The sequence below is a fragment of the Pseudomonas sp. DWP3-1-3b3 genome, assembly GCF_049896305.1.
Taxonomy (GTDB): Bacteria; Pseudomonadota; Gammaproteobacteria; order Pseudomonadales; family Pseudomonadaceae; genus Aquipseudomonas; species Aquipseudomonas azotoformans_A.
Map to the genome: position 1 here is coordinate 1,267,111 of NZ_JAFCUA010000001.1, position 13,950 is coordinate 1,281,060.

Sequence of the window (13,950 nt, forward strand, 5' to 3'; positions counted from 1 at the left end):
TGATTGACCTGATCGGTGATCACCGTGGCGAACTTGACCACTTTGTACAATCGGTCGGTGGCATCCATCACCGGGTTGTAGGTGGCTTCCAGCCAGACGACGCGGCCGTGGCTGTCCACTCGCTTGAAACGCGCTGCAACGAACTCACCGGCATTCAGGCGCTTCCAGAAATCCTGGTACTCGGTGCTGTTGTATTCCTCCGGTTCGCAGAACATGCGGTGATGTTTGCCCTGGATCTGCGCCAGACTGTAACCCATGCCGCCCAGGAAACGCTCGTTCGCGGTCAGCACGTGGCCACCGAGGTCGAACTCGATCACGGCGGTAGAACGCACCAGCGCAGTAATCAGGTTTTCGTGTTCGCGAGAAGCCTCGATAGTGCGGGTGAGGTCGCTGGAGTAAATCGAAAAATGCTTGATGCGCCCATCGGAGCTGCGCACCGGCTGCACAATCGAACGCAGCCAGGCTTCCTGGCCGTTGCCACGCATCAGGCGCACGGTGCCGGCGAAGTGCTCGCCGCGTACCAGGGCGTTCTTGAAGCGCTGCTGGAATTCATCCCGACGCACATGGACCGGCTCCAGATCTTCGATCTTTCGCCCCAGCAGTTGGCCGCTCTGATAGGCCAACTCTTGCAGGAAGTTGGCATTGGCCCACTCCACCCGGCCTTCGGCGTCCAGCGTCAGGCACAGCATTTCGCTTTCCAGGCTCTCCTTGACCTGATTCAAGCTGGACAATTCTTCGCGAAGAGCCGACAGCTCCTGCTTCAAACGGGTGTTGAACATGGGGCACCGATGGTCAAATGGGGAGAGTGATCTGACCTGCATCGGCGCTGTCGGCGTTTTCTGAAGAGGGCTTTAGCCCCAGGCCCAACTATATTTTTGGATCCATCAACTGCCATTGTTTCGGCACACCCCCATCACTTGGTACTCAAGGGTATTGAGCTTGCCGCTGGAGTCTTCGTAGGTCATGCGCGACGGCACCGGGTTGCACGAACGGATCGGCGGCGTGACGTTGACCACCTTGGCGATGTCCAGCTTCATGCCATAGCGGTACGCCTGCACCTCGGGCGCCGGCTTGCCCTTTTTGGCGGCATAGTCGGCCATGGCTTTCTGATTGCGCTCCATCATCAGCGCGAACGTACGATCGCCCCCGCCTTCAGCCAATGCACCGAACGATAAAACTGCCGTTAACACGCCCAGCGCGATTTTATAAAAGTTCATGGTTAGTTCCTCGGTTGAAAAGTTCAGTGCCGAGACTAACCAACTGACCCTGACGCAATCTTCACCAGAACATTACTTATTTGTTAGATAACGGTGAGCTTCCAGAATTGTAATCTTCACGCCACTTCTTCGTTATCCACGGTTTGCAACTATCAGCCCGGGCCAGATCAATAAGAACGCCCACTCCCATAAGAAGCTGAAAACTGCCATTACTTAGGAGCGAACCATGCGTATCCGTCACTACAGCCTTCCCCTTTCACTGTGCGCCGCCTTGCCCTTGGCCGCCGTGGCGGCGCAAGAGAAACCCGAGGGGTTTATCGAAGGCAGCAGCTTCAACGTGCTGGCGCGTAACTTTTACTTCAACCGCGATGATCGCAAGGGCCAGTCCAGCCCCACCGGCAACGGCTACTCAGAAGCCTGGGCGCAGGGATTGATTGGGCGCTTCGAATCCGGTTTTACCCAGGGCACCGTGGGGTTTGGCCTGGACGCATTCGCCATGGTCGGCGTGAAGCTGGATTCGGGCACCGGCCGCAGCGGTGGCAAAGGCTCGTTCGGCGTATTGCCGGTGGACAGCGATAACCGCCCGGAAGACAGCTACAGCAAATTCGGCGGCGCGGCGAAACTGCGCGTGCTGGATACCGTGATCAAGGCCGGCGATGTATTCCCGCTGACCCCGGTCGTGGCTTACGGAGATTCACGTGTTTTGCCGGAAAGCTTTCGCGGCGTCACCGCGCAAAACACCAGCCTTGAGGGCCTGAGTTTGCAGGGCGGGCGCTTGAGCGGCATGAGCCAGCCGACGCAAAGCGGCATGGACAAGGGCTTTGCCACCTTCTACGCGGGCCCGGTCGACTCGCCCTGGATCGGCTATTTCGGCGGCGACTACACCGTCAACAAAAACCTCAGCGTCAGCCTCTACAGCAGCCGCTTGAAAGACGCTTGGGACCAATACTACTTCGGCACCGCCGGCAACTATCCGCTGGGCGAAGACGTCTCGCTGTTCGGCGACTTCAACTACTACAAGGCCGTGGACGAAGGTAAAAAGCTGCTGGGCGAATTCGACAACAACATCTGGAGCGCCAGGCTCGGGGTCAAGGTCGGCGCCCACAGCCTAGCCGTCTCGCACCAACGCAACAATGGCGATGACGACTTCGATTACCTGCGCCAGTCCGACTCGATCTTCCTCAACAACTCGATCCAGTACAGCGACTTCAACTCGCCCAAGGAGCGTTCGTGGATGGTGCGCTACGACCTGGACATGCAGGCGTTCGGCATTCCCGGCCTGTCGTTCATGACCCGCTACGGCAAAGGCACCGGCGCTGACTACAGCAACGCCAACGCGGTGTACATGCGTCGCGATGCGTCCGGCAACCCGCTCACCGACCAACGCCGCTGGGAACGGGATATAGAGGCCAAGTATGTGGTGCAAGGTGGCCGCTTGAAGGACTTATCGCTGCGACTGCGCCAGGCGACAGTGCGCTCAAGTGCATTTGAATCGGACCTGGAAGAGGTTCGCTTGATTGTCGAGTATCCCATTGCAGTGCTTTAAGCGAGGCCAATTACATTCACTTGCCGATGCGCTACATCTGTTCACAAGTTGAAGTCTGTCAGAACTGTAATATTGGCCTCACCTTCTCGTTAAGTTGCACTTTTTACACTGCACATCGAACACAACTCATCTCTGCGGCTTTTGTGTAGCTCCTTTGGAACAGAGATGAACTTTTTGCGCCCCGGTTGGGGCGTTTTTTTGTGTGCTGGGTCAGTGACGAATCGTCGCACCCGCCTGACGCGGCTTGACCCTAAAGCTACTTCACGCTTCAGAGTTTTCCTACAGCCTACTCAGCCTCGCCATGAGGCCATGCCCCTCTTCGTTTTCTTTGAAGGTAACCCCCATGCGTATCCTTGTGGTTGAGGACGAACAAAAAACCGCCGACTACCTGCAGCAAGGCCTGACCGAAAGCGGTTATGTGGTCGATTGCGCCGCCAGCGGCGTTGATGGCCTGCACCTGGCCAGGCAACACAGCTATGAATTGGTGATCCTCGACGTCAACTTGCCCAACACCGACGGCTGGGAAGTGCTGGAACAACTGCGCCGCGACGGTAACCAGCGCGTGATGATGCTGACCGCGCGCGGTCGGCTGGCCGACAAGATCAAGGGCCTGGACATGGGCGCCGATGATTACCTGGTCAAGCCCTTCGAATTTCCCGAGTTGCTCGCCCGTGTGCGCACTTTGTTGCGACGCAGCGAGCACATCCCACTGCCGGATGTGCTGCGCGTCTCGGACCTGGAACTGGACCCCCGCCGACACCGCGCCTATCGCGGCAACCGTCGGATTGACCTGACCACCAAGGAATTCGCCCTGCTGCACGTACTGATGCGCCAAGCCGGCGAAGTGATGACCCGCACGCAGATCATCTCGCTGGTGTGGGACATGAACTTCGATTGCGACACCAATGTGGTGGAAGTCTCCATCAGCCGCCTGCGCGCCAAAGTCGATGACCAGAGCGAGGTGAAGTTGATCCATACCATTCGCGGTGTGGGTTATGTGCTGGAGGCGCGCCCATGAAGACCAGCAGCCTGTCGATGCGCCTGGGGCTGACGGTCAGCCTGATGGGCGCCGGGTTGGTGGTGCTGCTGGCGAGCCTGGCGTACCTGGCCCTGACGCACGAGTTGGACAAGCTTGCGCGCAAGGGCCTGGAAAACAAAATGGAGCAACTGGCCCATACCCTCAACCAGGGCCTCGATGAACACCGCATCACCAACCGTCCTCATTCACTGCTGGACCTGGTGATGGGCCATGACAACATCTACCTGACCATCCTCGGCGCACGGCCCGATGCACCGGTACTGCTCAGCGTTGGCGCCAAGCCCCAGCAGCCGCTGCTACTCGACGTGCCCACCGGCAAGAACCTGGCCTATTTGAACTGGGTCGACGGCCAGGGCAATCGCATCCTCAGTGCGACGCGCCTGATGCCCTTGCAAGGGGGCGAGTATGTCCGCGTGCTGCTGTCGCTGGACCGCTCCGATGATGAAGCGCTGCTCAGTGCCTACCTGCGCTCCACGGTGATCGCCCTGCCGATGCTGTTGATCCTGATCGGCATGGGCGCCTGGTGGCTGGTGCAGCGCGGGCTCGCGCCGTTGCAGCAGTTCAGTCGCGTGGCGGCCAAGGTCACGACCCAAGACCTGACCCATCGCCTGTCCCTGGACAACCTGCCCAAGGAGCTGGGAGAACTGGCCGAGGGCATCAACGTTATGCTGCATCGCCTCGACGCCGGGGTGCAGCAACTGTCGCAGTTCTCCGACGACCTGGCCCACGAGCTGCGCGCGCCGTTGACCAACCTGATGGGCAAGGCCCAGGTGACTTTGTCCCGCGAGCGGCCTTCGCAGGAATACAAAGCCGGCCTGGAATCCTGCACCGAGGAAATGGAGCGCCTGTCGCGGATTGTCTCGGACATGTTGTTCCTCGCTCAGGTCAGCCATCCCGCCGCGCGCGCCGGTTTTGCCCCGGTGTCGCTGGCACAGGAAGCACAGCGGGTGATGGAGCTGTTCGCCCTCAGCGCCGAAGACAAGCACATCACCCTGAGCCTGCGCGGCAATGCCTGGGTGATGGGGGATCGCCTGATGATCCAGCGCGCCATCTCCAACCTGCTGTCCAATGCCATTCGTCACACCCCCGATGCTTCCAGTGTGTTGCTGCTGGTGGAAAGCTACGACCAGAACGTGTCGCTGTCGGTGGGCAACCCAGGGCGCGGTATCGAAGCCCATCACCTGCCCCACCTGTTCGAACGTTTCTACCGCGCCGACAACAGCCGCGCCCGTGCCGAAGGCGGCACCGGCCTTGGGCTGGCGATTGTGCAGTCGATCATGCGCCTGCATCAGGGGCACGCCGACGTCAGCAGCCAGCCGGGCCGGTTCACACGGTTCAGCCTGGTGTTTCCTCTTCTTTGCGATGGGCCCACTGATACAACGCCGGCAGCACCAGCAAGGTCAGCAACGTAGAGGAAATGATCCCGCCGATCACCACCGTCGCCAGCGGACGTTGCACTTCGGCGCCGGTGCCGGTGGCGAGCGCCATGGGGATAAATCCAAGGGACGCCACCAACGCGGTCATCAACACCGGACGCAGCCGGGTCAGTGCGCCTTCGTTGATCGCCATCGACAACGAGCGCCCTTCCTCGCGCAGGTTGCGGATGAACGCAATCATCACCAGGCCGTTCAACACCGCCACGCCGGACAAGGCAATAAAGCCCACCCCCGCCGAGATCGACAGCGGAATATCCCGCAGCCACAACGCCATGATCCCACCGGTCAAGGCGAACGGAATGCCGGTGAACACCAGCAGGCCATCCTTGAGGTTGTTGAACATCATGAACAGCAAGCCAAACACCAGCAGCAGCGCCACCGGCACCACGATGCGCAAGCGCTCGGAGGCTTCCTTCAGCTGTTCGAACTGGCCGCCCCAGGTGGTCCAGTAGCCCGCTGGCACTTTCACCTGAGCGAGGATGGCCGCCTCGGCTTCCTCTACGAACGAACCGATATCCCGTCCCCGCACGTTGGCGCTGACGATCACCAGGCGCTTGCCATTCTCGCGGCTGATCTGGTTCGGGCCAAGCACCAGGTCCAGGCTGGCCACTTGGGACAACGCAATGAAACCCAACTGGCCAGACGCATTACCCGGCACCGGAATCAACAGCCGCGACAGCCCGTCGATATCGGTGCGCAACGCGTCGGACAAACGCACGACCATGTCGAAACGCCGGTCGCCTTCGTACAACGTACCGGCCTGACGCCCTCCGACAGCGACGGCGATGGTGTCCTGCACATCCCCCACGTTCAGGCCAAAACGCGCGGCTTTGTCGCGGTCGATATTGATGGTCAGTACCGGCAGGCCGGAGGTTTGTTCAACCTTGACCTCCGAGGCGCCACTAAGCTTTTGCAGGGTCTCGGCGATTTCCCCGGCGGTCTTGTTGAGCACCGCCATGTCATCGCCGAACACCTTCACCGCCACATCGCTGCGCACCCCGGAAATCAGCTCGTTGAAACGCAGTTGGATCGGCTGCGACAACTCGTACGCACTGCCCGGCACAATCGCACTGGCACGCTGGATATCAGCGATCAGGGTTTCGCGGGACTTCTTGGGATCCGGCCATTGGTCCTTGGGTTTTAGCATCACGTAGCTGTCGGAAATGTTCGGCGGCATCGGGTCAGAAGCAATTTCCGCGGTGCCGGTGCGCGCAAATACCCGCTCGATTTCCGGGACCTGGGCCATTAAGGTTTTTTCCAGTTGCTGCTGCATCTGCACCGACTGCGTCAGGCTGGTGCCGGGCACGCGCAGGGCCTGCTGGGCAAAGTCGCCTTCGCTGAGGCTGGGGATAAATTCGCTGCCCATACGGCTGGCGACAACACCCGAAGCGACGATGGTCAACACGGCCAGGCCAAACACCAGCGGCCGACGCGCCATCACCCAATCCAGCACGGGCGCATAGACCCGACGCGCGCTGCGCATGACGATATTTTCTTCTTCCTTGACCTTGCCGGTGACGAACAGCGCAATCGCCGCCGGCACGAACGTCACCGACAGAATCATCGCGCCCAGCAGGGCAATCACCACGGTAAACGCCATGGGATGAAACATCTTCCCGGCCACCCCGGTGAGGGCGAAGATCGGCAGGTACACCACCATGATGATCAGTTGGCCAAAGATCAGCGCCCGCCGTGCTTCCTTGGCGGCGGCGAATACTTCGTGCAGGCGCTCGCTGCGCGTCAACAGTCGCCCGTGACGCTGCTGTGCGTGAGCCAAGCGGCGAATGGCATTCTCGACGATCACCACCGCGCCGTCGACGATGATGCCGAAGTCCAGCGCGCCGAGACTCATCAAATTGGCGCTGACCTTGTTGGTGAACATTCCGGTAAAGGTGAACAGCATCGCCAGGGGAATCACCATCGCGGTGATCAGCGCGGCGCGGATATTACCGAGGAACAGGAACAGCACTGCGACCACCAGCAGCGCACCTTCGAAGAGGTTTTTCTTCACGGTGGCGATGGCTTTTTCGACGAGGTTGGTGCGGTCGTAGACGGTGACGGCGACCACGCCTTCAGGCAGCGAACGGTTGATCTCTTCAAGTTTTTTCGCCACGGCCTGGGACACGCTGCGGCTGTTTTCGCCGATCAACATGAATACCGTGCCCAGCACCACTTCGCGGCCATTTTCGGTGGCGGCGCCGGTACGCAGCTCACGGCCGATCTCGACCTGGGCCACATTGCGCACGCGAATCGGCGTGCCATCCGAACTGGTGATGACGATATTGGCGATGTCGTCGATGGACGCCAATTGCCCCGGCGCACGGATCAGCAGTTGCTCGCCGCTGCGCTCGATATAGCCGGCGCCGACGTTGGCGTTATTGCGTTCCAGCGCCGTGACCAGGTCATTCAAGGTCAGGTTGTAGGCGGCCAGGCGTTTGGGGTCGGGTGCAATCTGGTATTCCTTGGCGAAGCCGCCGATGGTGTTGATCTCGGCCACGCCCGGCACATTGCGCAGTTGCGGCTTGATGATCCAGTCCTGGATAACCCGCAGGTCGGTTGGTGTGTAGGGCGTGCCATCGTCCTTGAGTGCGCCATCCTTGGCCTCGACGGTCCATAGGAAAATTTCCCCCAGCCCGGTGGAAATCGGCCCCATCGCCGTCTCGATGCCCAGGGGCAATTGCTCACGGGCAACTTGCAGGCGCTCATTGACCAATTGGCGAGCGAAGAACAGGTCCGTGCCGTCCTTGAAGATCACCGTGACCTGGGACAAACCGGAACGCGACAGCGAACGCGTCTGCTGCAAACCCGGCAAACCGGCCATGGCGGTTTCGATGGGAAAGGTGATGCGCTGCTCGGTCTCCAACGGTGAATACCCGGCCGCCGCCGAGTTGATCTGCACCTGCACGTTGGTGATGTCGGGCACCGCGTCGATGGGCAACTTCTGATAGCTGGCGATGCCGACACCGGCCATCAACAGCACCGCCAGCAGCACGATGATGCGCTGCTCGATGGCAAATTGGATAAGGCGCTCAAACATGGGGAATCACTCGCGGGATCAATGGGCGTGTTCGGCCGAGCCTTTGCCCAGTTCGGACTTGAGGATGAAGCTGCCAACGGTGGCCACCTGTGCGCCGGCGTCGAGACCTTGGCGTACTTCGACGTAGCCGTTTTCGCTCGCGCCAAGCTCCAGGTGACGGGTGACAAACCCGTGCTCGGTGCGCATGAACACCGAAGGTTTGTCCTCGACGGTCTGGATCGCGTCCTGGGGGACGGTGACCTTGGCCTGGAACGTGTCGGTGGCCAGTTGCACGCTGACAAACAAACCAGGACGCCAAGCATCGTCAGGGTTGGGCACGCTCACGCGCACGGTGGCCGTACGGGTTTGTTCACCCAACAGGCTGCCGACATAGGCCACAGTGCCCTGCACTTCGGTGCCCATTTCGGTAGAGCTGACCTTGACCGGCTTGCCGACTCGCACCTTGTTCAAATCCTTGGGAAACACGCCGAACGTCACCCACACCTGGGACAAGTCCGAAAGAGTGAAGGCGTTAGTGGTCTCACTCACGACTTCACCGACACCCAAGTGTTTTTCCACCACCACGCCAGCGAACGGCGCACGCAGCTCATAGCGATTGCCGCCCACCCATACGGCGCTGCCACTGAGAGCCGTCATCTTCTGGCGGGCATTGTTCAGGGCGATTTCGGCTTCCTGCAACGCCTGGCGCGCCAGCAGGTAATCCTGCTCGGCGGAGATTTTGTCTTGCCACAATTGGCGTTCGCGCTGGAAGGTGGTGCGTGCCAGTTCGACCCGTCTCTCGCTGGCCGCCAATTCGCTGCGCTGGTCGGAAATCTGCTGGCTGGCGATCACCGCCAACAGCTCACCTTTCTTCACCGATTGGCCGAGGTTGACCTTTACCGACTCCACCACGCCCGCCGTACGCGGGAGGATGTGGGAGGTTCGATCTTCGTCAAAGCGCACTTCACCCGGCAGCACCAGCAACGTGCTGATCGAACGCGGTTGAGCCTGGGCGACCTGAATGCCAGCGGCCTGAATCTGCTGCTCGGTGAGTTCAAGCTCGCCTTCTTCTTCGTCGGCCCTTGCAAAGCTGGACAGCATCAGGCTCAAGGCGACGGCAAGCGCCACGCCATGTTTGTTGTTCATAAAGGACTCCAGGAAAAATCAAAACCGGGCGAGGTCGCCGTAAATCCGTTCGATACGCACCCAGGCATCGGTGGCCTGGGCGGTGGCGTTGAGGTATTGGGTGCGGGCCGCGATCAGCGTGCGCTGGGCGTCCAGCACGTCGAGGAAGCTGAACTTGCCCATTTCGAAACCACGGGTGGCGCTGTCCACCGCGCTTTGGGCGGCGGGCAGGATCTGCTGGTTGAACGCGCGCACCTCGGTATTTGCGGACTGCCACAGGTCCAGGGCCTGGCGGGTTTCGGTGCGCAGGCGCAGTTCGGTGGCGTTGCGCAGGTCGCGGGCCTGATCGGCGCGGCGGGTGGCGGCGAGAACGTTGCCCTGGTTGCGGTTGAACAACGGGATCGGCATCGACACGCCCACCAGGTTCACCCGCTCGCGCACGCTGGCGTCGTACTGGCTGCCGATGGACACGTCGAGGTCAGGAATACGCTGGGCTTTTTCCAGGCCAACGCTGGCTTCGTTTTGCAGGATGCTCAGTTCGGCCAGGCGCAACTCGGTGGTCTGCTCAAGGCGCGCCAGCAACTGGGTGGCCGACGGCACGGTCGGTGTTGACGGGTTTTGTGTGGCGACGGCCTGGAAGTTCGGCGCGGCGCTGCCAGTACTGGCGGCCAGGCGACGATAGGCATCGGTAAGGCCAATCTGCGCGCGGTCGAGTTCCAGACGAATCTCCGATAACTGCACTTGGGCCCGTGTGGCCTCCACCGGTGAGGCCTTGCCTGCTGTCACCCGACCGTTGGCAACAACCAGCCCGCGCTCGGCCACCGTCATGGAACGCTGCGCCAAGTCGAGGCGTTCCTGGGCACGCAAAGCGCCGTAGTAGTTGTCGATGACTTCGGCGCGCAGGGTGTTGCGGCGCTGCTCCAACGTCAGCGCAGCGGCGTCCTGGGCGCGGGACGCCACGTCGATTCGCGCCCCCCGTTTGCCACCCAGTTCCAGGGCCTGGCTGATCTTGATGCTGGTGGTGCGGGAGTCACGACGGGTGTCCTCCACATCCCAGGAGGCCACCGGATTGGGGATCAACCCGGCCTGCTGGCGACCACCCTGGGCAATGTCGATGTCCCATTGTGCTGCCGCCAGTTCCGGGTTGTTGGCGAAGGCGGTTTGCAGGGCCGAGTCGAGGGTGAGGGTTTGTGCCTGGCTCGCGCTGGCAACCACCCACAACACGCCCGCCCCCAGAAGTTTTCTAACGGAAATTGCCATAACGAGAGTTCCACGCCCATGAAGTACAAGCCGGGGCAATGTAGCTGTCACGACTTATCAGGGCGGTGGAGCAAAGATTACAAATCCGACAGCAATGGCTCTGCGGCGGGCCTCACGGCGCCTTACCGCTGATCGCACCAAAACGGCACATAAGCACTTGGCCATCGCGGGATCAGGTATGCTTTTCGGACAGGAAACAAAAAGAAACAATTTCCCCAACCTGTTCGATAAGGAGTCCCGTTTTGGAGTTATCGACTGCCGCGTGGATGGTTCACGACACCCGCCTTATGTTCTGTGTACTGCTGGCCATCGCCAGCATCATCGTGCTGATCAGTGCGACCAAATTGCCGCCGTTCCTGTCGATCCTGATCGGCACGTTTATCGCCGGGGTCGGCGCGGGCCTGCCGCCTGAAGAAGTGGCCAAGGCGTTCAGTAAAGGTGCCGGCGCGATTCTCGGTGAAGCCGGGATCATCATCGCCCTGGGCTCGATGCTCGGCGCGCTGATGGCGGAATCCGGTGCAGCCGACCGCATCGCCACAACCTTGCTCGGGTTGGGCAAGGGCAAGTCACTGCCCTGGGTGATGGCATTGGTGGCCATGGTGATCGGCTTGCCGCTGTTCTTCGAAGTGGGCTTGGTCATGATGGTGCCGATCATCTTTGTGATGGCTAAGCGCTCAAACCAGCCGCTGCTGAAAATCGCCATCCCGGCACTGGCGGGCATGACCACCCTGCACGCCCTGATGCCACCCCATCCAGGGCCACTGATTGCGGTAGGCGCGCTGCACGCCGACCTTGGCCTGACCATGTTGCTGGGTTTCTGCATCGCGGTACCGGCGGTGATCCTGGCGGGCCCGATCTACGGCAACTGGCTGTCCAAGCGCCTGCATGTGGATGAGCCTGCGGATATCGGCGCGCTGTTCAGCGCACCGCCCAAGGCACCGCGCCAGCCGAGTTTTGCAGTGTCGTTGTTGATTATTCTGTTGCCGGTGATTCTGATGTTGGGCAGCACCTTGGCCAAGGTCGCACTGCCGGCTGAAAGCACCCTCGGCCTGACCCTGAAATTCCTTGGCGAACCGCTGATCGCCCTCGGCCTGGCCGTGATCGCCGCCGTGATCTGCCTGGGCTGGGCCGCCGGCATGCCGCGCACCGAGGTCGGCAACACCCTACGCAAGGCCCTCGCGCCCATTGCCGTGTTGCTGCTGACCATCGGCGCCGGCGGCGGCCTCAAGCAAACGCTGTTGGATGCCGGCGTGAGCCAGACCATCAGCAAGGTCGCCGAAGGCGCGCACATGCCCTACCTGCTACTCGCGTGGTTGATTGCAGTTGCGCTGCGCCAGGCCACCGGCTCGGCCACCGTCGCCACGACGACCACCGCCGGTATTCTCGCGCCGATGATGGCCGGGCTGGCGGCGACGCAGAGTTCGTTGGTGGCCTTGGCGATTGGCGCCGGCTCGGTGTTCTTCTGCCACGTCAACGACGCCGGGTTCTGGATGGTGCGTGAGTACTTTGGCTTGCAGTTGAAGCAGACGATCTGGGTGTGGTCGGTGTTGCAGACTATTGTTTCAGTCGTCGGCTTGATCGGTACGCTGCTGTTCTGGCACTTCCTGACTTGAAATTGCCACGTCGAGGGGAAGTATCCTTCCCCTCACTCAATCAGTGATGCAGAACAAAACGAGCATCGAGCTTGCCGAGCAATTCAAATGTGTTCATGTAAGGCACGCCAAACAGAGAACACACATTGGGAATCGTGAACTTACGCTTGATGTCAGGGTTGTAGACCTCATGCGTGACGACCACTGCGCCGGTGGTCATTGCCTTGGCAATCAACCAGGGATCTGCGCCCTCGAGAAACTCTTCAAACGCTCCGGCTTTCATTGCAGGCATCTGCTGCGCAATCTTTGCGACGATATGCCCAAACGCGGTTTGAGTTGGCTCATCGCTGGAGTCCTCGAACAGGTGCGCGTTGCCTTTAACCCACTGGGTCAAATCATCATTGCCTCTGGCTAATTCATCCCTTACCGGCACGATACTGGCAATTTCCAGAGCCTGATGCTGTTGAAGAATCCACGCCCAATATCCTGGGCAAATCGACATGCCGTAATAGCGATTTTTGGCCTCAATCAGCGTATTCGAATCCAGTAGATGCTTCATGCCGATAGCTTCATCCCGTAAGTCTTCAACTTGGCAGGCTGCACACCCAGTAGTTTTCCTGCGTCTCGTAGCAGAATTCGGCCGCTCTGCGCTTCTGCCAGGACGGCCTTGCTCAACCGCGTACTGTTTCGAATAGCTGCGGTGCGGTAGTAATCTCCTCCATTACCGCCCTTATCTCGATATTCCTGCAAGATCCGACGGTAATAAGCGCCGTATTGATCACTGCTGATATAGCCGAGATCACGGGCACGACGTGCAATCACCAGCGTGCTGACCCGAAAGCGCCCGGCCAGCGGCGCAAGGTGTTGCTCCCAGCGCACGTTCGAATCCCATTGCGCTCGAAAGACGAGTTCCGGTGCCAGAAACTCCCCCGCTACCGAATTGCAAAAAGCTTCTTCCTGACGCGCGCTGTGACTGCTGCCATCAGATACCCCCGTGCTACCAATCCAGATATGCGTCAGCTCATGCATCAAGGTAAAAAGGCGTGCCGTGGGTGCGTCCGCACTGTTGATGAAAACCACGGGGGCTAGAGCGTTGCTGATCGCAAATCCTCGAAATTCGCTGACATCCAGTTTGCGGTGGGTATTTCCCAAGGCAACACCGCTGCGCATGACGAGAATGCCGGCCTCCTCCGCGCCACTCACCAAAGCTCTGAAATAGTCTTCATAAGTCATACGAGCAAAGTCATCCGTCACGCCGAGTACGCGACGAATATCTGTTACCACGTCCTTGATAGGCGAACGGCTGTTGAAACTTCCCACGAAGGGCAGCGCAGAGCGTTCGTGATCCTGTAGGTACTCCAGGTACCAGTCTTGTTTACGCAGCACGTCTCGCACTGTGTCCAGCAGGTTCAAGCTGGGTTTGTCTGGAAAAACGCCACCCACAGTACGCAGGTCAGGGAGAGGAAGGCGCTCCTGCGGTGGAGTCTTGAGAAAGAGGAAGCCAAAAGGGACGTGCACAACAGCAGCCCACTTTTGCGCCTGGGTAAAGGATGGAAGACTTTCGCCACCTTCCCATGCCTTTACTCTTTCCAATTTGACCGTAAGACCTTTAGCAACTTGTGCCTCAGACAGCCCCGCCCGCTGTCGAGACCAAGACAGGATTGCAGGGTTGATAAAGGCGGTCTGGGTCATGGCAGTAGATGTGCTCATCAAGAATGG

The 13,950-nt window shown here is 60.2% G+C and carries 10 protein-coding genes and 1 pseudogene; 4 read left to right on the forward strand and 7 right to left on the reverse strand.

From position 1 onward, the window contains the following. Positions 1 to 2: 2 nt before the first annotated feature. Positions 3 to 821, reverse strand: a pseudogene (locus ACP7BX_RS06210) (PAS domain-containing protein); the annotation flags it as partial. A 63-nt stretch (positions 822 to 884) separates the two neighbouring features. Beyond that, positions 885 to 1,217: a DUF2790 domain-containing protein gene (locus tag ACP7BX_RS06215; RefSeq protein WP_033898422.1), complete on the reverse strand. Its 333-nt coding sequence runs from the start codon at positions 1,215 to 1,217 to the stop codon at positions 885 to 887. 226 nt (positions 1,218 to 1,443) lie between these two features. Here ACP7BX_RS06215 and ACP7BX_RS06220 point away from each other — a divergent pair, with 226 nt between their 5' ends. The 3 genes from ACP7BX_RS06220 (at position 1,444) to ACP7BX_RS06230 (ending at position 5,214) form a co-directional block, all read left to right on the forward strand. Beyond that, positions 1,444 to 2,763 (forward strand): OprD family porin, encoded by a 1,320-nt coding sequence (locus ACP7BX_RS06220; RefSeq protein ID WP_426127994.1) that lies wholly within the window; start codon positions 1,444 to 1,446, stop codon positions 2,761 to 2,763. Positions 2,764 to 3,106: 343 nt separating this feature from the next. Next, positions 3,107 to 3,781 (forward strand): heavy metal response regulator transcription factor, encoded by a 675-nt coding sequence (locus ACP7BX_RS06225; protein WP_177050424.1) that lies wholly within the window; start codon positions 3,107 to 3,109, stop codon positions 3,779 to 3,781. Further along, complete coding sequence (locus ACP7BX_RS06230) at positions 3,778 to 5,214, forward strand: heavy metal sensor histidine kinase (protein ID WP_426127992.1); 1,437 nt, start codon at positions 3,778 to 3,780, stop codon at positions 5,212 to 5,214. The genes ACP7BX_RS06225 and ACP7BX_RS06230 overlap by 4 nt, the downstream gene beginning before the upstream one ends. Here the strand turns inward: ACP7BX_RS06230 and ACP7BX_RS06235 are convergent. The 3 genes from ACP7BX_RS06235 to ACP7BX_RS06245 are packed head-to-tail and all read right to left on the reverse strand — an operon-like array spanning position 5,138 to position 10,639. Then, positions 5,138 to 8,275 carry a CusA/CzcA family heavy metal efflux RND transporter gene (locus ACP7BX_RS06235; RefSeq protein WP_178952477.1) on the reverse strand — a complete coding sequence of 1,046 codons (3,138 nt, stop codon included), beginning with the start codon at positions 8,273 to 8,275 and terminating at the stop codon, positions 5,138 to 5,140. The genes ACP7BX_RS06230 and ACP7BX_RS06235 overlap by 77 nt on opposite strands. Before the next feature lie 18 nt (positions 8,276 to 8,293). Next, on the reverse strand, positions 8,294 to 9,400 hold the full coding sequence (locus tag ACP7BX_RS06240; protein WP_426127990.1) for an efflux RND transporter periplasmic adaptor subunit: 1,107 nt from the start codon (positions 9,398 to 9,400) through the stop codon (positions 8,294 to 8,296). Between the two features lie 18 nt (positions 9,401 to 9,418). After that, the gene (locus ACP7BX_RS06245; RefSeq protein ID WP_426127988.1) at positions 9,419 to 10,639 is read right to left on the reverse strand and encodes a TolC family protein; all 1,221 of its coding nucleotides are present in this window, start codon (positions 10,637 to 10,639) and stop codon (positions 9,419 to 9,421) included. Between the two features lie 242 nt (positions 10,640 to 10,881). On the opposite strand from ACP7BX_RS06245, the gene ACP7BX_RS06250 reads away from it, so the two are divergent. Beyond that, a complete protein-coding gene (locus tag ACP7BX_RS06250) occupies positions 10,882 to 12,252 on the forward strand; it encodes a gluconate:H+ symporter (protein WP_033898410.1) in 1,371 nt (456 codons plus the stop codon). 40 nt (positions 12,253 to 12,292) lie between these two features. Here the strand turns inward: ACP7BX_RS06250 and ACP7BX_RS06255 are convergent, their stop codons facing one another. Further along, the gene (locus ACP7BX_RS06255; protein ID WP_033898408.1) at positions 12,293 to 12,790 is read right to left on the reverse strand and encodes a DUF4411 family protein; all 498 of its coding nucleotides are present in this window, start codon (positions 12,788 to 12,790) and stop codon (positions 12,293 to 12,295) included. Continuing rightward, entirely contained in the window at positions 12,787 to 13,923 is a 1,137-nt protein-coding gene (locus ACP7BX_RS06260) for an ImmA/IrrE family metallo-endopeptidase (RefSeq protein WP_426127985.1), read from the reverse strand. The genes ACP7BX_RS06255 and ACP7BX_RS06260 overlap by 4 nt, the downstream gene beginning before the upstream one ends. Positions 13,924 to 13,950 lie beyond the last annotated feature (27 nt).

Excerpts from the sequence above, each read along its gene's own strand:
- ACP7BX_RS06215 (WP_033898422.1), bottom strand. The coding sequence starts at position 1,217 with ATGAACTTTTATAAAATCGCGCTGGGCGTGTTAACGGCAGTTTTATCG.
- ACP7BX_RS06220 (WP_426127994.1), top strand. The coding sequence starts at position 1,444 with ATGCGTATCCGTCACTACAGCCTTCCCCTTTCACTGTGCGCCGCCTTG.
- ACP7BX_RS06225 (WP_177050424.1), top strand. The coding sequence starts at position 3,107 with ATGCGTATCCTTGTGGTTGAGGACGAACAAAAAACCGCCGACTACCTG.
- ACP7BX_RS06230 (WP_426127992.1), top strand. The coding sequence starts at position 3,778 with ATGAAGACCAGCAGCCTGTCGATGCGCCTGGGGCTGACGGTCAGCCTG.
- ACP7BX_RS06235 (WP_178952477.1), bottom strand. The coding sequence starts at position 8,275 with ATGTTTGAGCGCCTTATCCAATTTGCCATCGAGCAGCGCATCATCGTG.
- ACP7BX_RS06240 (WP_426127990.1), bottom strand. The coding sequence starts at position 9,400 with ATGAACAACAAACATGGCGTGGCGCTTGCCGTCGCCTTGAGCCTGATG.
- ACP7BX_RS06245 (WP_426127988.1), bottom strand. The coding sequence starts at position 10,639 with ATGGCAATTTCCGTTAGAAAACTTCTGGGGGCGGGCGTGTTGTGGGTG.
- ACP7BX_RS06255 (WP_033898408.1), bottom strand. The coding sequence starts at position 12,790 with ATGAAGCATCTACTGGATTCGAATACGCTGATTGAGGCCAAAAATCGC.
- ACP7BX_RS06260 (WP_426127985.1), bottom strand. The coding sequence starts at position 13,923 with ATGACCCAGACCGCCTTTATCAACCCTGCAATCCTGTCTTGGTCTCGA.